The sequence below is a fragment of the Paenibacillus piscarius genome (assembly GCF_022234545.1).
Classification (GTDB): domain Bacteria; phylum Bacillota; class Bacilli; order Paenibacillales; family Paenibacillaceae; genus Paenibacillus_AQ; species Paenibacillus_AQ piscarius.
Window position 1 is genome coordinate 105,430 of the sequence record NZ_JAIEUI010000002.1, and the last position, 23,909, is coordinate 129,338.

General features: G+C 56.8%; 21 protein-coding genes. 1 reads left to right on the forward strand and 20 read right to left on the reverse strand.

Annotation, left to right across the window (positions count from 1 at the left end; translation table 11 throughout):
* Positions 1-66: 66 nt before the first annotated feature.
* From K1558_RS04100 to K1558_RS04180, 17 genes are all read right to left on the reverse strand, one after another.
* Complete coding sequence (locus K1558_RS04100) at positions 67-618, reverse strand: RNA 2'-phosphotransferase (protein ID WP_238650124.1); 552 nt, start codon at positions 616-618, stop codon at positions 67-69.
* Positions 619-1,153: 535 nt separating this feature from the next.
* On the reverse strand, positions 1,154-1,909 hold the full coding sequence (gene sigF / locus K1558_RS04105; protein ID WP_238650125.1) for an RNA polymerase sporulation sigma factor SigF: 756 nt from the start codon (positions 1,907-1,909) through the stop codon (positions 1,154-1,156).
* A gap of 11 nt (positions 1,910-1,920) precedes the next feature.
* Positions 1,921-2,379 carry an anti-sigma F factor gene (gene spoIIAB, locus K1558_RS04110; RefSeq protein ID WP_238650126.1) on the reverse strand — a complete coding sequence of 153 codons (459 nt, stop codon included), beginning with the start codon at positions 2,377-2,379 and terminating at the stop codon, positions 1,921-1,923.
* A complete protein-coding gene (gene spoIIAA / locus K1558_RS04115; protein ID WP_238650127.1) occupies positions 2,376-2,729 on the reverse strand; it encodes an anti-sigma F factor antagonist in 354 nt (117 codons plus the stop codon). The genes spoIIAB and spoIIAA overlap by 4 nt, the downstream gene beginning before the upstream one ends.
* 197 nt (positions 2,730-2,926) lie before the next feature.
* Positions 2,927-4,168: a D-alanyl-D-alanine carboxypeptidase family protein gene (locus K1558_RS04120; protein WP_420800400.1), complete on the reverse strand. Its 1,242-nt coding sequence runs from the start codon at positions 4,166-4,168 to the stop codon at positions 2,927-2,929.
* A gap of 169 nt (positions 4,169-4,337) precedes the next feature.
* Positions 4,338-5,327 carry an acyltransferase family protein gene (locus tag K1558_RS04125; RefSeq protein ID WP_238650129.1) on the reverse strand — a complete coding sequence of 330 codons (990 nt, stop codon included), beginning with the start codon at positions 5,325-5,327 and terminating at the stop codon, positions 4,338-4,340.
* A 989-nt stretch (positions 5,328-6,316) separates the two neighbouring features.
* On the reverse strand, positions 6,317-7,279 hold the full coding sequence (locus K1558_RS04130; protein ID WP_238650130.1) for an ABC transporter ATP-binding protein: 963 nt from the start codon (positions 7,277-7,279) through the stop codon (positions 6,317-6,319).
* Positions 7,276-8,253 carry an ABC transporter ATP-binding protein gene (locus K1558_RS04135; protein WP_238650131.1) on the reverse strand — a complete coding sequence of 326 codons (978 nt, stop codon included), beginning with the start codon at positions 8,251-8,253 and terminating at the stop codon, positions 7,276-7,278. Before K1558_RS04135 ends, K1558_RS04130 begins: the two co-directional genes overlap by 4 nt.
* A 98-nt stretch (positions 8,254-8,351) precedes the next feature.
* Positions 8,352-9,632 carry a M20 family metallopeptidase gene (locus tag K1558_RS04140; protein WP_238650132.1) on the reverse strand — a complete coding sequence of 427 codons (1,281 nt, stop codon included), beginning with the start codon at positions 9,630-9,632 and terminating at the stop codon, positions 8,352-8,354.
* Between the two features lie 120 nt (positions 9,633-9,752).
* Positions 9,753-11,354, reverse strand: a complete 1,602-nt coding sequence (locus K1558_RS04145) for an ABC transporter substrate-binding protein (RefSeq protein ID WP_238650133.1) — start codon at positions 11,352-11,354, stop codon at positions 9,753-9,755.
* Between the two features lie 142 nt (positions 11,355-11,496).
* Positions 11,497-12,393 carry an ABC transporter permease gene (locus K1558_RS04150; RefSeq protein ID WP_238650134.1) on the reverse strand — a complete coding sequence of 299 codons (897 nt, stop codon included), beginning with the start codon at positions 12,391-12,393 and terminating at the stop codon, positions 11,497-11,499.
* A gap of 30 nt (positions 12,394-12,423) precedes the next feature.
* A complete protein-coding gene (locus K1558_RS04155; protein WP_238650135.1) occupies positions 12,424-13,434 on the reverse strand; it encodes an ABC transporter permease in 1,011 nt (336 codons plus the stop codon).
* A 235-nt stretch (positions 13,435-13,669) separates the two neighbouring features.
* Positions 13,670-15,196: a PucR family transcriptional regulator gene (locus K1558_RS04160; RefSeq protein ID WP_238650136.1), complete on the reverse strand. Its 1,527-nt coding sequence runs from the start codon at positions 15,194-15,196 to the stop codon at positions 13,670-13,672.
* Between the two features lie 682 nt (positions 15,197-15,878).
* Complete coding sequence (locus tag K1558_RS04165) at positions 15,879-16,529, reverse strand: aspartate/glutamate racemase family protein (protein WP_238650137.1); 651 nt, start codon at positions 16,527-16,529, stop codon at positions 15,879-15,881.
* Positions 16,530-16,711: 182 nt separating this feature from the next.
* Positions 16,712-17,656: an aminopeptidase gene (locus K1558_RS04170; protein WP_238650138.1), complete on the reverse strand. Its 945-nt coding sequence runs from the start codon at positions 17,654-17,656 to the stop codon at positions 16,712-16,714.
* A 17-nt stretch (positions 17,657-17,673) separates the two neighbouring features.
* Positions 17,674-18,342, reverse strand: coding sequence for an AroM family protein (locus K1558_RS04175; protein WP_238650139.1), 669 nt, complete (start codon positions 18,340-18,342; stop codon positions 17,674-17,676).
* Positions 18,343-18,438: 96 nt separating this feature from the next.
* Positions 18,439-19,389: a DUF1177 domain-containing protein gene (locus tag K1558_RS04180; RefSeq protein ID WP_238650140.1), complete on the reverse strand. Its 951-nt coding sequence runs from the start codon at positions 19,387-19,389 to the stop codon at positions 18,439-18,441.
* 244 nt (positions 19,390-19,633) lie between these two features.
* On the opposite strand from K1558_RS04180, the gene K1558_RS04185 reads away from it, so the two are divergent.
* Complete coding sequence (locus K1558_RS04185) at positions 19,634-20,674, forward strand: serine hydrolase domain-containing protein (protein ID WP_238650141.1); 1,041 nt, start codon at positions 19,634-19,636, stop codon at positions 20,672-20,674.
* Positions 20,675-20,816: 142 nt separating this feature from the next.
* On the opposite strand, the gene K1558_RS04190 is transcribed toward K1558_RS04185, so the two are convergent.
* Genes K1558_RS04190 through K1558_RS04200 form a run of 3 tightly spaced genes read right to left on the reverse strand, consistent with a single transcriptional unit; the run spans position 20,817 to position 23,893 of the window.
* Positions 20,817-22,148, reverse strand: a complete 1,332-nt coding sequence (locus tag K1558_RS04190; protein WP_238650142.1) for a pyrimidine-nucleoside phosphorylase — start codon at positions 22,146-22,148, stop codon at positions 20,817-20,819.
* Positions 22,148-23,011, reverse strand: coding sequence for a purine-nucleoside phosphorylase (locus tag K1558_RS04195; RefSeq protein ID WP_238650143.1), 864 nt, complete (start codon positions 23,009-23,011; stop codon positions 22,148-22,150). Before K1558_RS04195 ends, K1558_RS04190 begins: the two co-directional genes overlap by 1 nt.
* Positions 23,012-23,068: 57 nt before the next feature.
* On the reverse strand, positions 23,069-23,893 hold the full coding sequence (locus K1558_RS04200) for a purine-nucleoside phosphorylase (RefSeq protein ID WP_238650144.1): 825 nt from the start codon (positions 23,891-23,893) through the stop codon (positions 23,069-23,071).
* Between the last annotated feature and the right edge of the window lie 16 nt (positions 23,894-23,909).

The following is a 23,909-nucleotide window of genomic DNA, read 5'->3' on the forward strand; positions in this document are numbered from 1 at the left end:
CCTCTTTTCTGTAGGAATTTCTTGTCCTGTCTATAAGTGCCGGTCCGGGCGGGAATGGTTACATCTTTATTCCGTTGTTCCAGAGACGGAGATGAACTCCGGCGGAAGCTCGTCCGCGAGCCAGATGTTATCATTGCCATGATAGAACCTGACCCCGGCAGAAGCGGCCTGCTTCGCATCGATAATCAGGATCACGGGACTGGGGTCTTTGCGCCCGCCCACCAGCTTGGCGGTTTCCGTATCCACCGAGAAATGGACATACTGCCTCTTCATCGGCTTCAGTCCATCCTTCAGAATGGTCTCCACCCATCGCCGGGCTGTCCCATGATACAGAACGGAGGGCGGGGCTTCATTCTGTTTGATGATTTTTTGCGGAACCGAGTGACCATACAGTGCTCTAATGCGCCCTTCTGCAATCTCATGCCGCTGCTTGTCCGCTGCCGCGAGCATCTTATCCAGATCCTCCGCCTGGACCGATTCCCACTTCTTGTCCTGCTGCAAGGCATGAAGCAGCTGCTCAATATCCACCCATCCCTGTTCATCCAATTCCAGTTCATACTCCCACGGCGCGTGCCGCAGAATGTACGACATCTCTTTACTGAGCTTCATATAGTCCATTTGGTTCAGTCCCTCCCTGTTAGTTACGAGTGTAGCATATGTGAAGCTTCCGGTGTAACGTGCGCAGGACCATCCGGGGGCTCCAGCGGGAGCAATATCGGGGGCTCCATCCGGGGACTCTAGCGGGAGCAATATCGGGGAGCTCCATCCGGGAGCTCCAGCGGGGGCACCAGCGTCCACGCAAGTGGACTGACATTCCGCTATTTCTGCTAATCAGGCGGATATGCCAAGTTCGCGGACTCAGAAGCCGTTATCCTTCTGAATTCCGCATGATTGGGCACCGAATCGCCAGGATAACGGAAGCTCAGTCCGTTTCAGCTCTCAAAAGAGACATTTCGGCGAAATAACGGCATCTGAGTCCGCCTGAGTCTGGTTTGTTTCCAGTTCGAGTCTGGTTTTTGTCCGGTTAGCACCATGATCGTTGTGATATGCTCCCGGCCTCACCATGAACGCGCGCAAAAAGCCGCCCCTCCCGAGGCGGCCCCCTTGCACCCGTCACTGAACATTACATACCTAACCATGCTTCACTGCGGTGTTACTGCGCAATCTGCTCGCGGATATTCGCGAGAATCTTCTTCTCCAGCCTCGACACCTGCACCTGCGAGATGCCGAGACGGCTGGCGACCTCCGATTGGGTCTGATCACGGTAGTACCGCAGGTACACGATCAGACGCTCACGTTCGGTCAACGCGCCGATGGCCTCGTTCAGCGCCAGCTTGTCGAACCAGCGCTCCTGCGAGTCGTCAGCAATCTGGTCAATCAGGGTGATCGGATCGCCGTCGTTCTCGAAGACGGTCTCGTGAATCGAAGTCGGCGGCTTGTTGGCCTCCTGGGCGAAGACGATTTCTTCCGGCGTGACGCCCAGCGCCTCGGCCACCTCGCCGATGGTCGGCAGACGGTCGAGCGTCTTGGACATCTCGTCCTTCATCTTGCGCACCTTGTTGGCCATCTCCTTCAGCGAGCGGCTGACCTTAAGCGTGCCGTCATCGCGGAGGAACCTCTGAATCTCGCCGATAATCATCGGTACGGCGTAGGTGGAGAACTTGACCTCATAGCTGAGGTCGAATTTATCAACGGACTTCAGCAGTCCGATACAGCCGATCTGGAACAGATCATCCGGTTCATATCCGCGGTTCATAAACCGCTGGACCACCGACCAGACGAGGCGGATATTGCAGTTGACCAGCGTGTCGCGGGCCGTATGATCTCCGGCCTGACTGAGCGCGATGAGACGTTTGACCTCCGCATCGTCCAAATAGGTCGGCGGAGCTTTTTTTGCTTCGGCATCCATGGCTCCAACCCCTAATTGTATAAAGCTTTTTTCGAGACGATGGTTTTCTTCATTGAGATGGAGGTACCCCGTCCCGGTTCACTGGTAACCTCGAATTCATCCATGAAATTCTCCATAATGGTGAAGCCCATACCCGAGCGCTCCAGCTCCGGCTTGGACGTATAGAGCGGCTGCTGGGCCAGCTCCAGATCCTCAATGCCCCGTCCCTGATCCTCGATGACCAGATGCACCGTTTCCTTCTCAATGGAGGCTGAGATGCTGACAATCCCTTCAGGATCGCTGTCATATCCGTGAATAATGCAGTTCGTGACCGCTTCAGACACCACTGTCTTCAGATCGTTCAGCTCCTCCATCGTCGGATCAAGCCGGGAGACGAACGCTGCTACGACAACGCGCGCGAATGACTCATTCTCCGATAGTGCGGCAAATTGGACACTCATGAAGTTACGGGCTTCGCTGCTGTTTGTCATAACGCAACCTCCAAATCCGAGAGTGCGGCGCTCTCGTCGTCATATAGGGGCATGATTTTGAACAAACCCGACATTTCCAGCAGGCGCTTCACGGGCGCATTGGCATCACAGACAGCCATCTTCCCGCCCTTGGCGCGGATCAGCTTATATCTGCCGAGAATGACTCCAAGCCCTGAGCTGTCCATGAATTGCAGTTCCTTCAGGCTGAGGATCAGATGCTCCACCTGACCCCGCATAATTGCTTCATCCATATCCATACGTACGTAATCGGCTGCGTGATGGTCCAGTTCCCCGGACAACCGGACAATCAGCACACCCCGGTGATGCTCCATCTCCACATGAGAATTCATTCTTGCCACTCTCCTCTTCGTTGCTATGATCAACCGCCCTGTAAGACTCTTCACTTCCCCCTACATGGACAAGGTTTCTACACTGCAAATGAGGATTCCTGCCTCACGACAAAACTAGAAGAAAACTCCCATGAACCAACATAAAACACAGAAGCGCTCTACAAAAAGGTACAAATCACACGCGGGGACCGCGCAGATTAATCCTTCGTAAACATCGAGCCGGTGGCCCGTTTGAACAGCTTCCACCAGCCGGCCTTGGCGATATTCTCGCCTGCCTTCAGCTCGTATTCCTTCAGCATCTTGTCCCCCTGGTACACCACCAGCTTGCCGACCGTCTGGCCCTCAGCCACCGGTGCCTTCACATGCTCATTCAACACCAGCTCATGGCGGATGCCTTCCTGGGTCACTCCTTTACGGAGCAGAATGCTGTAGTTCTCCTTGGCAACCAGCGGAAGCTGGTTCTTCACACCCTTCTCCACCCGAACGGTTCCGATGGTATCGCCCGCTTTGTGAATCGTATGCAATTTATATTGGGAAAAGAGGTAATCGAACATCGCCGACACTTCGCTGTTGCGCGTCTTGGTGTTCGGCTCGCCCAGCACCACCGCTACCGCACGCAGGCCGTCTCTCGACGCTGTGGCGGACAGGCAGAACTTCGCTTCCGAGGTATAGCCCGTCTTCAGGCCGTCTGCCCCGGTATAGAAGCGCACCAGCTTGTTCGTATTCACCAGCCAGAACGGCTTGGGTGAATCCTTGCGCAGGTAATCCTGGTAGGAGCCGGTGTATTTGATAATCTGCTCGTGCTTCAGCAGCTCCCGGCTGATGACAGCAATGTCATGCGCTGAGGAATAATGATTCGCCGCCGGCAGCCCGTTGCAGTTGGCGAAATGCGTGTCCTTCAGGCCCAGCGCCTCTGCCTTTTGGTTCATCAGATCGACGAACGCGCTCTCCGAGCCGGCAATTTTCTCCGCCATAGCTACGGAGGCGTCATTGCCGGAGGCCATTGCGATGCCCTTCAGCATATCGTCAACCGTCATTTCCTCACCCGGCTCCAGGAAAATCTGTGATCCGCCCATCGAAGCGGCATACTCGCTGGTCCGCACCTTGTCGGTTAGCTGCAGCCTGCCTTCATCCAGCGCCTCGACAGTCAGGAGCATGGTCATAATCTTGGTGATACTGGCCGGCGGAAGCTTATCATGGCTATTCTTCTGGTAGATAACTGTGCCTGTACTGGCGTCCATGAGAATGGCAGAGCGTGCTCCAGGGGCCAGATCAGCGGCAGAAGCTCCTCCGGCAGAGCCGGAGCCAGCGTTGCCTTTGGCTTTTTCCTCTGCGAAGGCACCTGTAGCCCCTCCCAGAACCGATACGGCGATGCACAGTGCAAGCGTAACATAACGAATTTTCCTCACAATGGTTCCCCTCCTGAACTTAACCTTCATTTCACAGGTACTGTGTTCCAGTTTCGTCAGAATGGGAGGAAATTATTCCATTTTGAAGCAACAAAAAACAAGCCTCCCCCTGTCTCTAGCGACAATTGATGGGAAAGCCTGCTTCGATCTGCTTATCATGTCGTGAAAAACTCTGCACCTTATCGCATACTGCCCGCATTCACGGCTGGACGGCGGCGGCCGCCTGCCCCAAATAGAGCCGGGACAGCACGGGAGAACGCCTAGCCCATATAGCTGCGAACAGCGGAACCGCCACACCGACCAGCGTAAACGGCATCAGCCCGTAATTCACACCGAGCAGGTACTTAAGCCCGTAGTTCAGCGGCAGATGCAGATACATGATGGCAATGGAGTTGCGTCCCAGCGCCCCCATCCAATCCAGCGGTACCAGCTTCGTGAGCCGGTAGACAACAGCGCAGATGGTCAGGGAGATAATCAGCGGAACCGCCAGGTCCAGCACCAGGGCGTCATACTCCTTGTATTTCATATTCAGGGTGTACTGGATGATCCCTTGCCGTTCCAGCAGCAGCACAAGCCCGGATAACGGAAGCAGGACGAGCAGCGCCCAGTAGCGGCGGAGCAGCGCCGGGATCAGGGTTTTGCCATAGAAGCCAATGGCGTAATACGTGACGGCGAGCAGGGATACATCGGCATTCCAGGGTATGTTGAACGTTCGGAGGGCGGTGAGCGAGATGAGATGCGACAGCAGATAAGCGGAGACAATCAGAAGAATTTGGGTGCGGCGGGAATACCGGATAATGTATCCGAAGAGCAATTGCGTGAACAGCAGGCAGGTGATGAACCAGAACACCCCGTAAGGTCCGGTCAGCGTCATGCCGCCGTATAGCAGCCTGGCTATATTCTCGGCAAAGCCTTTGATATTCAGCGTGAACAGCAGCAGCACGGCCGCAATCAGCAGTCCATAGGCGAAATAAGGTGTCATCAGCCCCCGGGTGCGCTTCATTGCCCAAGGCAGGTACCGGCCGGGCTCCACGGGCTTAAAGACCAGTCCGCTAAGGATGAAGAAGAGCGGCATCCGGAACCAGGACAGGTAATGATTCGCTGCGGCATCGCCGGAATGGCCCATGACCACAAAGATAATACTGAATCCCTTGGCGGCATCAATCCATAATTCACGTGGTTTATTCACTTCGTCCTCCCATCTCCTCCCATTATCAGCAGTTATTTAGCAGTTATTTAATGTAATTATAAAAGCGCTACTGTTTCTTTTCAAATTTTAATGAAATTTTTCAGCTGGATTTCTGAAACAAAATTCTCTTAACAACGGAAAATCGTCCGCAAAAATAAGCCGATCTTCCTAGGGCGGGTCCCTCGGTCCCGAAGAGGCTCAAATAGGGCTAAAGTCCGGCGGGGTTGCAGGGGGTGTAGCGTGTAGAAACGCAGCTGGTTTGGCGTGGGGATACGGGGGAGATGGGACGCGGGAGACGGGAGCCAAATGTGGTCGGTTTTCCGACTACATTTGGTCCACGCGCCTCCGCCGCGACGAATGTAATCGGTTTTCCGACTACATTTGGTCCACGCGCCTCCGCCGCGACGAATGTAATCGGTTTTTCGATTACATTTGGTCCACGCGCCTCCGATGCGCCGAATGTAGTCGGTTTTTCGATTACATTTGGACCACGTACCTCCGCCGCGACGAATGTAATCGGTTTTTCGATTACATTTTGTCCACGCGCCTCCGCCGCACCGAATGTGGTCGGTTTTCCGACTACATTTGGTCCACGCGCCCCCCACACGCCGAATGTAATCGGTTTTCCGACTACATTTGGTCCACGCGCCCCCCACACGCCGAATGTAATCGGTTTTCCGACTACATTTGGTCCACGCGCCTCTACGCCTTTTGGGACAGAATGAGTTGTACCGGGGGCTGAGCAGAGCAGTGAGAGCCGGGGTATTGAGTGGAGGTGAGGAGGGCGCTGAGTACTTGGTGCCGGAAGCTTTAGTTTGGCGGAGCGTTGTTAGTTTGGTAGAACATGATTAGTCCGGCGGAGTGTTGTTAGCCTGGATTTGCGTGGTTATTATGGAAGGGTGCCGTTAGAGTGGCCTAGTATCAGTAGCCTGGCAGACAGCTCAAGAGCCACCCGCAGGCGGATGGCTCTGACCTTGCTGCTATGACGGTTATAACAGATGGCACGCAGCCTGATGGCCTGCATCCACCTCACGCAGCTCCGGTGTCTCCGTCCGGCAGCGGTCCAGTGCATAAGGGCAGCGGGGGTGGAAGGCACAGCCGGAAGGCGGTGTCTCGGGATTGGGCACATCGCCGGTCAGGACGATGCGCTCCTTCTTCATCCCCGGATTCGGGACCGGCACAGCTGACATCAGCGCCTGCGTATACGGATGCAGCGGCTTCGCGAACAGCTCCTTCGTCCGCGCCAGCTCCACAATCCGCCCTAGATACATTACGGCCACGCGGTCGCTGATGAACTTCACGACCGACAGATCGTGGGAGATGAACATATACGTCAGGCCGTATTGCTCCTGCAGATCCTGCATCAGATTCAGCACCTGGGCCTGGATAGAGACATCCAGCGCAGAGACCGGCTCGTCGCAGACAATGAACTTCGGATTCAACGCAAGCGCACGGGCGATTCCGACCCGCTGGCGCTGGCCCCCGGAGAACTCGTGGGGATAGCGGTGGGCCTGATAAGGGGATAAGCCCACAACCTCCATCAGCTGCTCCACCCGGCTTTTTAGCTCGCCGGCGGGAGCCGAGCCATGGGTGCGGAGCGGCTCCTCCAGAATACGCTGGACCGTCCAGCGGGGGTCGAGCGAAGCATAAGGGTCCTGGAACACCATCTGCATATCGGTACGGAACCTGCGGAGCTGCTCGGGATTCAGGGCGCGCACATCCGTGCCGCCGAACCTGATCTCGCCGTCTGTCGGCTCGATCAGCCGCAGTATAGCCCGTCCGGTGGTCGATTTCCCGCAGCCGGATTCCCCGACCACTGCCAGCGTCTCGCCCTGCTCTACGGATAAGGTAATGCCGTCAACGGCTTTGACCGCACCCACCTGCTTAGAGAAGAAGCCTTTGCGGATCGGATAATGCTTCCTCAGATTGCGGACTTCAAGTAGTGTCGTCATAGTACCCCCTCCTGTTGCAGAATACAGCGGCACGTATGTCCCGGCTGAACCTCCAGCAGCTCTGGCTGCTGCTCACGGCAGCGGTCAACCGCCACCGGGCAGCGCGGTGCGAACCGGCAGCCGGCCGGCAGATTCGCCGGGTTCGGCACCTGGCCCGGAATCGACCGCAGCCTGTCCTCGTCCCCGGCTAGCTGGGGCAAGGAAGCCAGCAGCCCTTGCGTATACGGATGCAGCGGCTGGCTGTATAGAGTAGCCACATCTGTCTCCTCGACAATCTGGCCGGCATACATAATTACCACCCGGTCACACATCTCGGCGACGACCCCAAGATCATGCGTAATCATGAGAATCGACATGCCTTCATTCTTTTGCAGCTCCCGCATCAGATCGAGAATCTGCGCCTGAATGGTCACATCCAGCGCCGTGGTCGGTTCATCGGCAATCAGCAGCTGGGGATTGCAGACCATCGCCATCGCGATCATCACCCGCTGCCGCATCCCGCCGGAGAGCTGATGGGCATATTGCTGCGCAATCTTCTCAGGACGGGGAATGCCGACCTTGCGGAGCATCTCCACCGCACGCGCATCGGCTTCCTTCTTGCTCAGCTTCAGATGGTAGCGGGCCGATTCCGAGATCTGGCGGCCGATCTTGAACACCGGATTGAGCGAGGTCATCGGCTCCTGGAAGATCATCGCAATCCGGTTGCCGCGGATGCTCCGCACCTCATTCATCGGCATCTTCAGCATATCCTTGCCTTCAAAGCGGATCTGGCCGGAGGCAATCCGGCTGATCCGTTTGGGTAGCAGCTGCATGATGGAGAGAGAGGTGATGCTTTTGCCGCAGCCGGATTCACCGACAATTCCGAGGGTCTCGCCTTTACGCACTGACAGACTGATCCCGTCCACCGCACGGATCGTGCCCGCCGCTGTCTGAAACTCGGTGCATAGCCCTGATACCTCCAGCAGTTGTGTCATGATTGCCTCCACCTTCCAAAAAACTCCCCACAAAGTGATGTTTTGCCTCGATGATTATTCAGGTACTTTGCGGGGGCCTCAACTAGTTATTCATCATCTTATTCCTCTTCTTCCACACCCAAGTATTTCAGCGCCGTCAAGGCGTAGACCTTCGCACACTGGATAATCTGCCAGACGGGAGCCTTCTCGTTGAAATTATGAATCGTAGACAGCTCGGCCGGGCCATATTGCAGGACAGGAATGTTATGCGTCCGGAAATGGCGCGCATCGCTGGAGGCCCATTGCAGCACCCCGTAAGCCTCTTCTCCGCTGACCTCGCAGATGCTCTCGACCAGATCCTTGACCACCGGCTCCTCATTCGAGGTCCAGTTGGCATTGCCCTGGAAGCCGAAGCCCTTCACCTCGGACTCGATGCCTGCTTCAAGAAGCAGGGAGCGCGCACGGTCCAGCACATCGAGGTAATCCACGCCGAACGGTACCCGCGAATCGACCTGAATGGTGCAGCGGTCCGCTACCACATTCACCTTGGTTCCGCCCTGGATCGTTCCGATGTTCACCGTCACATGGTCGAACACCTGATAAGCGACGTCTCCGTACTCTTCGCGCTGCTTCACATAATCCTGTGAGATACGGATAATCTCCTGGACCTCCTCGGGCACCTCGACCTTAATATCCCACAGCCGCTGCAGGGCTTCAATCCCCTTGGCTGCCTTAACAATGGCGCTGTCGCCGACGACCGGCGAGAGGCTGCCGTGACCGGGAGTCCCTTCCACAGTAAATTCAAACCAGCAGCTGCCTTTTTGCCCGATGGTCGGGTTGAGCGGGCCGGAAGGCTCGGCAATCACCGCAGCGGTTCCGGTAATCAGCCCGCGCTCCAGTACCCAGGGTACGCCCAGATCGCCGCCCGTCTCTTCATCCGGTACAATCAGCAGGGACAGGTCACCCTTCAGCGGCACACCCAGCTTCGACATCAGCGCAGTGACGAAGATTAACCCGGCCAGACCCGCTTTCATGTCGGAAGCGCCGCGGCCCAGCAGATAACCGTCCACGATATCGCCGCAGAACGGATCAAAGTCCCAGCGCGAGCGGTCCCCTGCCGGAACGACATCGGTATGTCCGCAGTAGATCAGTTTTTTTCCGGTACGCTCCTCTGCCCCTGCCTCAAATGTCGATATGAGGTTGAACATTGTCTCGGTGGCCGGATAGATGGAAGTATCGATCCCGGCTTCCTTCAGATAATTAATAATATAAGCGCTGATCTCCCGCGAATCGCCCGGCGGGTTCTCCGAGGGGAAACGGATCAGCTGGGAGCACAGCTCCAGCAGCTCTTCCGTTCCGGCATCGATCGCCTCCAGCACCTTGCTTCTCCAGTCCGTCATGGTTCCGCCTTCTCCTTTGCGGCCCCGCCGGCCTGCTTAAGGCAGACACGGGGTCCTGTGAATTTGTGCAAAGAGGGACAAGCCCAGGGCCTGTCCGCTCTCTTTTTTTGCCAAACCTGCTTATTCTGTAATCGACAACGGGTAGAAGCGGATGACTTCATCCGGGTAGAAAGCATAACCGCTGATCTTGTTGCTCATGCCCACAATGCGGTTATATTCGTACAGGTACGCCCAAGGTGCTTCAGTGGTGATGATTTCCTGTGCTTTCTGGTACAGCTCATTGCGCTTTGCTGCGTCGGTTTCCGTGTTGGCCTGCTCCCACAGCTTGTCTACTTCGGCATTCTGGTAGTTGATATAGTTGGAAGAGCCTTTGCCGTACAGCAGGAAGCCGAGGTGGTAGCCGGGATCATTGACGAAGGATGTCCATTTCGAAATATAAGAGGTCAGATTATTGGTCTTCTGCTGCTCCAGGAACTGGGCGCGGGCCAGCTTGTTGATCTTCATGGTGACACCGATTTTGGCCAGCTCGGCCTGGATCAGCACCGCATCGTCCTCCCAGTCATCGAAGCCGGAGCCGAGTGTGAAGTCGAAGGTGAACCCCTTCTCGTAGCCTGCTTCCTTCAGCAGCTCCCTAGCCTTGTCCAGATTGTATTCATAGACATAGCCTGCATCGGTGAAGCCTGGCGTATTGCTTGCTACGGCGCTCTTCATCTGCTTGGCCTGGCCGTACATGACCCCGCTCAGCAGCTGATCATAAGGAATGGCATAGTTGATCGCCTGGCGGACTTTTACATTGTCGAACGGCTTCACCTTGTTGTTCATTCCGAAGAAGAGAATCCGGTTACTCGCATTGGAGGCCACGGTCAGCGCAGGGTTCTTCTCCAGGGAAGAGACGTCCTTCGGAGGAATCTCGATCGCCATATCGACATCGCCTTTATCCAGCAGCAGCACGCGGTTGGAGGCTTCCTTGGTGAACTTCAGTGTAACCTTACCCAGACTTGGCGCACCCTGCCAGTAGCTCTGGTTAGCGGTGAAGACCGCTTCTGTAGCCGGGTCCCACTTGGTCAGCGTGAACGGGCCGGAGCCGGCGGCATTCGTCTTCAGATAATCCGCACCTTCAGCCTCCACCTTCTTCTGATCCACAATGGAGAAGGTATACATGGCGAGAATCTGCAGGAAGTTATGGTTGGCATTCGTCAGTGTTACTTCAACGGTTGAAGGATCTTTGACCGCAACGGATTTGATCGAGGCCATACCGTAGAGGAAGCTGCCCGAGCTGGATTTCGCCACCCGGTCAAAAGAGTATGCCACTGCCTCGGCATCCACCGGATTGCCGCTCTGGAAGGTAACACCTGACTTCAGCTTGAACGTGTACACTGTGTTGTCAGCATTCACTTCCCAGCTCTCCGCCAGCATAGGCTGGATATCCTCAGTGTTGGCGATGCTTGCACCGTTCTCTGTCTTGACACCGTAGGTGACCAGCTGATCGTAAGCAGCCAGCACGAGCGTATCGGAGGTCAGGTCGTTGGCTTCCGCCGGATCGAGCGTAGTGCCGCCCTCAGAATAGGCGACCGTCAGATTCTTCTGGACCGGAGCAGCCGTCGCTGCGCCCCCTGTCTCTGCCGGAGTGGCAGCCGGGGTCTTCGGATTGGCGCTGCTGGCGCAGCCGGCAAGCATGATCGAAAAAGCGACGAGTGTAGACAACAGCTTAACTTTTTTCATCAATAATTCCTCCCTTTTCTATACCCTGCTTGCATAACAACTACTTGTGCTGCTGGTGATCCTCTCTGCCGCTGAAGCTCCGGCGGGTCGTGATCTATCTAGACCGGGAATGCGGCAAGCCTGGGGAATCCCCTGCTTCGCCTCATTTGCCCGAACGCAACCGCGGGTCAAGCACATCCCGGAAGCCGTCTCCGAGTAAGTTGAAGCCTAAGATGGAAGTGGCAATGCCGAGCCCCGGAAAAGTAACCAGCCACCATTGCCCGGATATGATGTATTCCCGGCCTTCCGAGATCATCGCGCCCCATTCAGCTACCGGAGGTCTGACTCCCAGTCCCAGGAAGCTTAAACTGGAAGCAGTCAGGATGGCAAAGCCCATTCCGAGCGTGGCCTGCACCAGAAGCGGAGCCAGGGCATTAGGCAGAATGTGGCGGTACAGAATCACTGTATCCTTCACACCGATCGCCCGGCTGGCTTCAATATATTCCTTCTCCCGAAGCGAGACCGTCTGCCCGAACATCAGCCGGGCGAATTCGGGAATGCCGACAATACCGACGGCGATCATGGCGCTGCTGAGCCCGGCTCCGATCGAGGCGGCAATCGCCATCGACAATACCAGCGACGGGAAGGAGAGCAGGATATCCATGAACCGCATAATGACGGTTCCGGTACGGCCGCCGTAGTAAGCGGCTATGCCGCCGAGCGGCACCCCGATGAGGAAGGATATGGAGACAGCGATCAGGCCGGTCCAGATGCTGATCCGTGCGCCGTACAGCACCCGGCTGAGAATATCCCGGCCGAAGTTATCGGTTCCGAACCAGTGGCTGGCGGTAGGGGCCTGGAGCTTATTCGCCATATCCGTGACCAGCGGATCATGGGGGGCCAGCCAAGGCGCGAAGATGGCGATTACGGTCCAGATCAGGATGAAGCTAAGCCCGATGGCCGCCAGGCGGTTATGCAGCAGCAGAGACCATAACGTCCTTGGCTTGGCCGGTATCGGCTTCACCGGGCTGCCCTGCGCTGAATGTGCTGCGGTGCTCACAAGCAATCTCCTCCTCTCACATAAGCTGTTCTATTCATAACGGATTCTCGGATCGATCAGGCCGTAGATCAGGTCTACTGCCAGGTTAATCCCGCAGTAGAGCACGGCGCTGACCAGGGTGAACGCCTGGATCGGCGCATAATCCGCCGCCAATATGGAGTCGGTGACATAGCCGCCGATGCCCGGCCAGGAGAACAGGGTCTCCGTAATGACCGCGCCGCCCATCAGGAAGCCGAATTGCAGACCCAGCACAGTCAGAGTCGGAATCAGCGCATTGACCAGCGCGTGCTTGTAGATAATGGCTGATTCCCGCAGCCCCTTGGCCCGGGCGGTGCGGACGAAGTCCTGGTCAACGACCTCCAGCATACTGGAGCGGGTCATGCGGGCGACGATGGCCATTGTACCGGTACTGAGGCAGAGCGCCGGAAGCACCAGATGTGCAAGGCTGCTCTTGAGTGCGGCGGTATCTGCGGAGAGCAGACTGTCCAGCACGTACAGCCCGGTAATATGCACCGGCGGGTTCAGGTCCCCGCTGATCCGGCCCATCGGTGCGGGTGCCCACCCCAGAATGGAGTAGAACACATAAATGAACATCAGGCCGAGCCAGAAGATGGGCACACAGGCACCGATCAGTGAGAACACCCGGGAGATATGGTCCAGAATCGACTCCTTGCGGGTGGCGGCAATAATGCCGACCGGAATCGCCACCAGCACCGCAATCAGAATACTGGCCAGCGTCAGCTCTACTGTAGCCGGGAAGCGCGAGGACAGATCGCTCGCCACCGAATGACCGGTATGATAGGCATAACCGATATTTCCCTGCAGCAATTGCCCGATATAAGCGAAGAACTGGATGTACAGGGCCTTGTCCAGCCCCATATCCTGGCGGATCTTGTTCACAACCTCCTCCGGCGCCTGCTCACCGGCCAGCATAATCGCCGGATCGCCCGGGAGTACTCTCGACAGGATGAAGGTGATCACGATAATGCCGAGCAAGGCTGGAATCATCTGCACAAGTCTTTTTAATGTATAAGCAAACAATGAATCAACCCCCTTACAGCTTCTGTGCCTCTTGGACGAAATGCCTTACTCATGTCAGGTCCTGCGTGAATCCTTTGTCTTATTAAAGTATTGAGCTAATTCTACAGTCAATTTCACTAGCCCTCTACGTCCCGTTCAGCTAAAAAAAAGCACAACCGTTTGTCGGTTGTGCACTATCCGCCCCTATTAATGTCACATTTACTAACATCAGATTCCACAAAACTTCCAACCTGTTCTATTTTTCCTGGAGGTAGTAGTAGATCAGGCACAAATGACAGACGAACTGCTCGCGCGGATCATTCAGATCGAAGCCGGTTATGTCCCTGATCCGCTCCAGCCGGTATTTAACGGAATTGCGGTGGATGTAGAGGCTGTTTGCCGTCTCAATCAGGCTGCCGCGGCATTCCAGATAATGATAGAAGGTCAGCAGCATGTTGCTGTCATGCTCCTGGTCATAGTGCAGCAGCTTGCCCAGCTTACGCTCGAACAGCCGCTCGAACCCGGGTCCTTCCAGCCCCTCCAGGAGATGATAGACCTCCATATCTTCATAGCGGGTAATCGCACCGGGACTCTGCCCGAGCCTTCTGGAGATGGACAGCGCCTTGCGCGCCTCGTTATAGCTGGTGTAGATATCCCACAGGTATTCCGGAGTACCGATACCGCAGCGGTAGCCGCTTAAGCCCTCGTTTTTGTCCTGGAGCCAACCGGCCAGCGTCTGCTCCCACTGCTCCTCGGCATCGCCGCCCGGCGTGAACCTGCGTCCCTCCTGCGTAGGCAGGAACAGCACCGCCCGGCTGGAGCGGTATTCCACGTGCGGTGTGACGCCGCGCTTCTTCGCTTCCCGCTCCAGCAGCCGGTTCACGATCTCCTCGCTCGGCGCGGTCTCGCCTTCCATGACGGCCACCTCCCACTTATGGTCCGGGTTCATCCCGAGCTGGCGCGCCCGCCGCTGCACCTCATGCTTCGACGGCAGCGGCGGCGTCATCAGCTCATCAATGAAGTTGCCGCGCAGCCGGAATTCGGTGTCCTCAGCCACCTTGCGCCGCATCAGCTCCAGGGCGAAGACGAGCCGGGCCTGCTGGGTCCCCACCTCTTCCATATCATCGAGCTGCTGCTTGTCCACCAGCAGCCGGGCAACCGTCCGGCGGTCCACATGGATGTTCCAGCTCAGCGGCGATTCACTCTGTGTCCAGTCATAATCCGCCGGAGAGGACACGATAATCTTGCGCTCCGTATCCACCAGTGCCACCGGGGCCTTAAGGAACTCGGCCACACTGTCGGTGACCGCCTGAATGCCGCTGTTCTCCAGCACCATCGTGGTCAGCGTGCGGTACACCTCCTCCGCCCGCCGCAGCAGCATCGCCTGCCGCCCGAGCAGCAGCTCCATCACCGGCTGGGTAATGTCCGTATAGGGGATCTCGGGCGGGATCTCCACGATTGGCAGGCCGCAGGCGTTGCTGGCCTCGATGGCTCCTTGCGGGATCTCCTTCAGGAAGCGGGCCGGCTTGATCGCCAGCGCGGCTGCGCCCAGATTGTCGAGCGTGTAGATCAGCTCGGTCAGCAGCGAAGGATCATGTCGGATCGAATAAGCGGTGGTCAGCAGCATGACCCCTTCGCTGATCCAGCCTTTCAGATCGGGAACCTCCATAATATCGACGAACCGGACCACCCGGTCCAGCCCCTGTCCGCCGCTGATGACCTTCGCTTTGCCAAGAACCGGGAGCTGCATCAGCTCCCGCAGCGTCATTCCTCGTGTATTCACCGTTCCGCCTCCCTCTGATGTCTTCAGTATTAGATGTTTATTCCTGAAATATGCCACATGCAGGCCTTCAGCGCACATGTACGTTCCCGCTAGTGTATCAGAGATTTCCGCCGAGCCACAGGAAATCCATATCCATTTACGGCATATTTTCGGTGTGAAAGCGTTATAGGAATAAATTGGAAGGTAGGTGGGTGGATGGAAGCAGGAAGGAAGCGAGCTCGGGAGGGGGAGATGCGATAAAGGAGGCAGTAGGAGCAGCAAACGGAAAATTGGTAGAGGGCGGGCTGGATTGTGCGCGGTGCACGGGAGGCCGATCTATGGGATTTTTCCCTTTGGTTACGGGCGTTGGACGCGTTTCGCCAGATTCGCAGGGATTTATCCCTTTGGTTACGGGCGTTGGACGTGTTTCGCCGGATTCGGAGGGATTTATCCCTTTGATTCGGACGGCAGATGTGACAATAATATATTAGCTTCCTCCCCTCAGTAACTGTTCTACTAAGCACGGCGCACATCAACAATTCAACGGGTTCTTTAACTAACTATTTACCTGAATTGTTCTCTTCCCAATCTCATAACCTCTTAATCACCAAAAAAAGCGTTCCCCCGGCCTAAGCCAGGAGAAACGCTTAACAAAATACAACACACTATGCGGCAGCATCTTGGTCTGCCTGCAAGCCAGCGCCTACACCCGGCGCACCGCTCCCCCCGCCGAGGCAGAGGCTGCCGCCCCAAGGCACAGAATCGGATCGAACGCGCGGATACCCAGCCGTTCTTCCAGCTCTGCCGCCAGCCCGATCGTGGCGAAGCCGGTGCAGGCCAGCACCAGGACTTCCGCGCCGCGCTCCACCAGCCGGGCGGCTCCGGCCAGTGCGCCTGCCCGTCCGGCAGGCGTGCCCAGATCCAGCGTCGTCGTTACGCCGTCCGGGCGGTCCATGCCGATGTACGCCTCACCGAGAATGCTGCGGATCAGCGGCGGGACCTCTTCCAGAATGGTCAGCACGCCCACCCGGCTGCTGTAGGCCATCGCCATATGGGCTGCACAGGAGCCTGCCCCCAGCACAGGAATCCCCACCGCTTCCCTGGACTCCGACAATGCAGGATCAGCGGCGCAGCTGATGCCGATTGCAGTGCAGCCCTGCTGCTCCAGCTCCCGGGCAAGCGTGATGATCTTCGGAATGGATTCGGCCTCCGTCTCCTCATTAAACACGCCCCGGGGCTGATCCGGGATGCAGCGGCTCATCACCGGCAGACCGTACCGCTGCTCAATCAAATCTCCATGCAACTGAATTGCAGCGCTCTCCTGCAAGGTAATAACACGTATGATTCCAAGCATCCTGTCTCCCCCTGACCCACCTCATTTTAAACGCCAGCGCCGCAGCAACCAGGCAAAGAACTTCAACCGTAAATAACTCAATCAGCACACAAGCAGAAGCTTCACCACAGGGGCAGCTCCACAATCAGTTCATTTCTGATACATAAGCTAACTGGCCTTACACTCATCCCCACTCGCTCCGCCTAGAGCAACTCCCCTGCACGCATAATCAGCTTATCGTCGATGTACACATCCGGCTTCATCACCACAGCGTCAATATGCACGCCAGCTGCCACAACACCGCCGAACGTATTATTGCTGCCAAAAGCAACATGGATCGTCCCGTACACCTTCTCATCCTCCAGCACCACACCTGTAATTCTGGCCTTATTATTGGTCCCGATGCCGAACTCACCCAGCAGCCGTCCGTCGCCTGCTCCAAGCATGTCCAGCAGCTTAGCGCCATGCTCACCGTCGGCAGCAACCAGCCGCCCCTGCTCCACCGTCAGCACCATCGGGCTGTCCAAGGCACCGATTCCAGCAATCGAGCCGTCCACCTTGATCTGGCCGTCCGCTGTACCCTCCAGCGGAGCAATATAGGCTTCTCCTGAAGGCAGGTTGCCCGATTCACCTGGATTGAGATACAATCCGGTGCTGAGGATGCCCTCTCGGCCGTCAATGGAGAAGCTGAGCGCGAGCCCATCCTTCTCCACACGTACCCGGGTACCCGCAGACAGCAGCGCCGCTACCTGCTCGGTCAACGCTTTTACCTGGGCGTAGTCCGCCGTGATTGCCCCGTTGCTGAACATATCATCCGTGATCCCCGGCATGGTCGCCACACGGGTTCCTGCTGCGGCGGCCTGTTTGCGCGCCGCGGTATGTGTCATCGAATGGGTCGTAATGCACACCGCCACATCCGCCTTCGCCATCGCTTCCGCTACCGGAGCCGGAGGCTCCTCCCCGGACTTGCTGCGCGGCTGCATCACCAGCAGCATCGATTCAGCCCCCAGCCGCTTACCGGCCTCATAGACCGATTCGGCCAGCTCCCGCTTATCATCGTCAGCCACTACAGCCAGCAGCTCGCCGCTAGCAAGTGCCAGACAATCCTTAAGAACATTCATACTAATCGCTATTCTTGCTTCACTCATCTTCATTTCCTCCCGGATTACACCATTTCTGCAATCAGCTTGCCCATCAGGGCATTAGACAGCACGGCGGGCACTCCTGCGGAGGCCGCCCACTCTCTATGCTGCTCCACATATCCCATACAGTCAAGCACGATCACATCCGCATGGTCCCGCAGACGTTCCGCAGCGGCACGGAAATCCGCTTCCGTCCCAGTATACGGCGAAGCCGCTGCGAAGGGTATCCGCCCTCCGCCGCCCGCGAATTTCTCTTTCATCGCATTCTCCTGCTCAGGCAGCGGGCCGATCAGCCCCAGACGCCGCCCGTCCAGCATTGCCAGGACTACCGGAGGAATGATCCGGTCCGGTTCAATCAGATGGGCAGATGAGGTATGCAGTCCCGGGAACACGCCGGTGCAGGCCAGCAGAATCGTCCGGATGCCAGCGGCTTCCATAACATCAAGCTTCCCTTGGAGAACGGATTGTATCCGCTCCCGGGAGATGACTACGGCTGTTCCATCCTTCATCCGGGTAGTCAGCACATACTCTCCCGGGCCGGGACTGAATTGTTCCCTGACCTCCTCAGCCGTGAAGCCGTCCAGTACACCGGACTGCACCAGTCCTGCCCTGCCTTCCAGGTACTTCTCAAGAATCGGCGCCACATCGCTGCGCGGCGCTTGTCCGATCGTAATCAGCCCGATATTCTTCATTCTTATCCCTCCAGACACTGTGGGTGACAACCATACTATATTAGCAGAGCAGGCGCTGATTGAAGCTCAGCGCCTGCCTGCCATACCACTATTCACTTATTGCGAGAGGACCGCCGGATTACCCATTGTCTGCAGCACTTTCATCGAACCGTACAAGCCGTTAATGTGTGCGAACTCGGCTTCATCATAGAAGGAGCAGCTTCCCTGGGTGAATTCCTTCGCCGTCTCGATGGCGAACCGCACCGCCTGCGCGATATCGACCTCATGGCTCGCGCCGGTACCGCAGCCAGGAACCATTGACTGAGCCGTAATAGCCAATCCAACCACCGGTGCAGAGGTCGCAACAGCAGGCTGAAGGATTGAATTGATATGATACAGCCCGTTACCGTATGGCGTAATATCCTGTGTAGTCACCGGAAAAGTGACCGGATACTGTCCTGTCGTCATTTCCTTAATGCGCAGCAAATCCTCACTGACCCGCAGAATGTAGCCTTCTTTGACAGTCGGAGAGATAGCGATCCCTTTATGGTTCACCACGCGGTTGCCTTTGGTCGTATCAATGGATAGAACCGCTTCCATCTCCGGCAGCACCTCATGCTCATTCATCTGCAGAATATCTACAGGGGAATCCATGAAATCCACCGGCTCATGCGGCAGAGTCGGAGCATCCGGGCAAATATGGGTGGTAACCAGCACATCCCCCTTTAGAATATCTCCTTTGAGCTGCATATCCGCCAGCTTCAGTGCCGAAGCGATGGCCGCGACTGCGCCGTCCGCATCCGAGACAATGCCGACCCGGCTGGGACGCGCGCCAATACCGCCTAACCGTCCGACAATGCCGAAGGTAGGCGCAGACCCGCCGCCAAGCTTGCCGCTATTGCCCGGAATCGCGATTTTGACGAATTCGGTACTGCCTTTTTCCCCTTCGACCTTCTGTACCTCAACCTGAACCGCAGGATATGCGGCGAATAACTGTTTAACCTGCTCACCATTGACATAAGCGCTGTCCAGTGAATTCAAGACTGTAATTGTTTGATGAAGTGCCATTTGGATTCCTCCCCGGTCCATGCTCATGTTTGTAATGTTTGCATTTATACTATCGTAAACAGCAAAACGTCCACAATGTGCCGTCCTGCCAAACCTGAACAGCTTTTCTTGTCCTTTGCAGATAAACCTGACGTGCAGCGTGCACTCTTCCGGCGGATCTCCATATAAATAAAGGTTATTTCTCCCATAACGCGAACTATTATATAACCCATGCCATTATTTCAGACAGGAGGTGTCTTACAGCTTGAAGCCTGAACATAAGAGTAAGAGTGAAAAATTAGTCCAGCTGATGAGTGAAGAAGCGCAGCTCTCAAAGTTCTCAGGGGTTGTACAAGTGGCGGACCGGGAGCATGTCCTTGCCGCAGAAGCTTACGGGCTGGCCAATATCGCGGAATTGCGGCTTAACCAGCTCCACACCCGCTTTGCGATCGCTTCCGGCAGCAAATTGTTTACCGCTATTGCGGTCTGCCGGCTCGTGGAGCAAAGACAGCTTTCTTTTGATGCTAAAATACTGGACATTCTGCCCAGGCCGGAATTCCCTTTATTCGACCCTGAGATCACCGTGCATCAGGTACTGACACATAGCTCTGGCATCCCGGATTATTTCGATGAAGAGACTATGGATGATTTCGCGGCACTATGGGAGAAGACCCCGATGTACACACTGCGGCGGCCCGCAGATTTCCTGCCCCTGTTCGCCCGGCAGCCGATGAAGTTCGCTCCCGGCGGGCGGTTTCACTACAACAATGCGGGATATATTATGCTCGCTCTGCTCGTCGAAGCCATCAGCGGACAGGCGTTTACGGATTATGTAGAACAGCATATTTTCCAGCCCTGCGGGATGAAGGATTCCGGTTATTTCGCATTTGATGCGCTTCCGGCCAACACTGCTCAGGGATATATCGACAGCGGCAACGGGCGCAAGATCAGCAACATCTACTCGATTCCGGTGGTCGGGGGCGGGGATGGCGGGGCTTATGTCACGGCAGCGGATATGCATAAGCTGTGGAACGGCCTGCTTGAACACAAGCTGTTGCAGGCAGAGACAACGGCTCTGCTGCTGACCCCGCATATTCATGAGCGTGAGGACAGCTATTACGGTTATGGAGTATGGATACAGGTCCGCGGACAAAAGGTGCAAAAGTACCACATCATGGGCTACGATCCCGGGATCAGCTTCCATTCTGCCTGTTATCCCGGAAGCGGCCTCACCTGCACCGCAATCTGCAACCAGAGCAACGGGGCGTATAGAATGATGGCTGCCGTGGAGCCACATTTGCCATAGTCCATAAGATAAATGCCTCAGGACAAGCCAGACCATACTCTGAAAAAAGCCAAAACAAGCCGTACGCTCAGCAATCGCTGAAACGTACGGCTTGTTCAAGTATCCCTCATTGATTTAGCTCAATGGCTGTCTCCCTATCCGCCTAATACCGGGTCACGCCATCGCGGGTAACCAGCGCGAACACCAGCGGCTGCGGAGGAACCGGCTGGGCGCTGATGCGGTAGGCCTCCAGCACCTTGGCTTCGGCCTCCTGTACCTTGCTCTCGCTGGCATCGTTCACATGCAGCACAGCCAGCGTATCGCCTGCGGCTACGGCATCGCCGACCTTCAGCGAGAGCTGGATGCCGACCGCCAGGTCGATGACAGACTCCTTCGTCTCGCGTCCGGCTCCGAGCAGCATCGCGGCTACGCCGATCTCTTCGGCCTGGATGCTCTCCACATAACCGGCAGCCGCAGCCTTCACCTCAATGAATCTGCGCGCAGCAGGCAGCGTGTCCGGCGATTCGACCTGCGAGACATCGCCGCCCTGGGCCGAGACCATCTGCTTGAACTTCTCCAGCGCGCTGCCGTCCTCGATATGGGACAGCAGCATCGAGCGCGCCTCGTCTTCATCCTTCGCCTTCCCGCCAAGCACCAGCATCTGGCTGCCGAGGATCAGGCAGACCTCCTGGAGATCCTTCGGCCCGTGGCCCTTCAAGGTCTCGATGCCCTCCTTGATCTCCAGGGCATTGCCGATGCCGAAGCCCAGCGGCTGGTCCATATCGCTAATGACAGCCACGGTGTTACGTCCCAGATGGGTGCCGATGTCCACCATCGCCTGGGCCAGCGCGATTGAATCATCCAGCGTCTTCATGAACGCGCCGCTGCCGGTCTTCACATCCAGCACGATCGCGTCTGCGCCTGCGGCGATCTTCTTGCTCATGACCGAGCTGGCGATCAGCGGAATCGATTCTACGGTTGCGGTCACATCACGCAGCGCATACAGCTTCTTGTCCGCCGGGGTAATATTGCCTGACTGGCCGATTACGGCTGCGCCGATCTCGCCCACCTGGGCGAAGAACCGCTCCCGGTCCATCTCCACCGAGAAGCCGGTGATGGACTCCAGCTTATCCAGGGTGCCGCCGGTATGGCCCAGTCCGCGTCCGGACATTTTAGCGACCGGCACTCCGGCTGCGGCAACCAGCGGTGCCAGCACAACAGTTGTCTTATCGCCGACCCCGCCGGTGGAATGCTTGTCCACCTTGATGCCCGCAATCGGGCTAAGGTCCACCTGGTCTCCGGACATCGCCATCTCCAGCGTCAGATCACCGGTCTCGCGGGCATTCATGCCGCGGAAATACACGGCCATCGCCCAGGCGGAAATCTGATAATCCGGGATGTCCCCCTTGCTGTAGCCCTGAATCAGAAAAGCAATCTCTTCACGGCTCAGCTCGCCGCCGTCTCTCTTTTTCTGAATCAGATCAACGGCACGCATCAGATCTGTACCTCACGGACGAAGGCGCGCACCAGCCCGATGAACTTCGGCTTGGTCAGATTAGCTACCTTAACCACCTGCTCGTGGGTCAGCGGCTCCAGCTCATCCCCGATCGCCATATCGGTGATACAGGTGATACCCAGCACCCGCAGCCCGCTGTGGCTGGCGACAATCACTTCCGGCACCGTGGACATTCCTACAGCATCGCCGCCGAGATAGGCCAGCATTTTCAGTTCAGCCGGAGTTTCATAAGTAGGTCCGCTGATGCCTGCATATACACCCTCCTGCAGCACGAGCGTTTCGCCTTCTACGCCCGTAACCCCGGCAGCAAGCTTCTTCGCCAGCGCGATATATTCAGGGTCATAAGCCCGTGACATGTCCGGGAAGCGCACGCCCAGCTCCGGATCATTCGGTCCGATGAGAGGGTTGTCGCCGGTCATATTGAGATGGTCGGTGATGAGCATCAGATCGCCTGCCTTGAACGCCCGGTTCATTCCGCCGCCTGCATTGGTGATGACCAGTGTACCTAAGCCAAGCTTAGCCATGACATAGACCGGCAGCACAACCTTGCGCATCTCATAGCCTTCGTAGTAGTGGAAACGGCCCTGCATGATAATAACATCCTTGCCTTCCAGCTTACCGATCACGAACCGTCCGGCATGGCCTTCCACCGTCGAACGCGGGAAATGCGGAATCTCTTCATAAGGCAGATAGACTGCGTCTTCGATCTGATCGCCCAGATCCCCGAGGCCTGAGCCGAGAATAAGTCCGATTACGGGCTTATAGGCTCCTAGTCTGGATTGAATGTAGGCAGCGGCTTCCTGAACCTGTGTGCCGTATGAGACAGTAGATGGTGTTGTCATAAGTTGATCCTCCCGGATATGAATTGTGTATGGAATGAGACGCAGGTGAAGCAGGAACTACATTTTCGGAATAAAAGCCAGCACCAGCTTCAGGAACTGCTCCCGCACACGGTCCGCAGTCTCCATCACCTCGGCATGATTCAGCGGCTGTTCGAGAATTCCGGCAGCCATGTTGGTGATGCAGGAGATGCCCAGCACTTCGATCCCGGCATGACGGGCAACGATGGTCTCCGATACGGTGGACATTCCTACGGCATCCGCACCCTGGCGGCGCAGCATCACGATCTCGGCCGGTGTCTCATAGTTCGGTCCGAGCAGGCCGGCGTATACACCTTCCTTGAACTCGAAGTTCATCGCAGCGGCGGCTTCCTTGGCAGCGGCAATCAGGCGCGGGCTGTAGGCGGAAGACATATCCGGGAAGCGTACGCCCAGCGCATTGTCATTCGGGCCGGTCAGCGGATTGCGTCCGGTCAGGTTCAGGTGGTCTGTAATCAGCATCAGATCGCCGGGAGTAAATTCAGTGTTGACCCCGCCGGCGGCGTTGGTGACCAGCAGGCTGGTGACGCCAAGCTCCTTCATGACACGTACCGGAAACGCTGTCGTCTCCGGGCCATAGCCTTCGTACATGTGGAAGCGGCCCTTCATCATCACGACGCGGCGGCCTTCAATCATCCCGATCAGCAGCTCACCTTCATGTCCTTCTACCGTGGATACCGGGAAATGCGGGATATCCTGATAGGGAATGACAACTTCATCCGTGATCAGATCGGCCAGCACACCGAGGCCGGAGCCGAGGATCAGCCCGATTTCCGGGGCAACGGTACATTTGTCCTTGATGTATACTGCAGCTTCTTGAATATGGTTAAGGGTTACATTGGTCATGGTTAGGTTTCCTCCC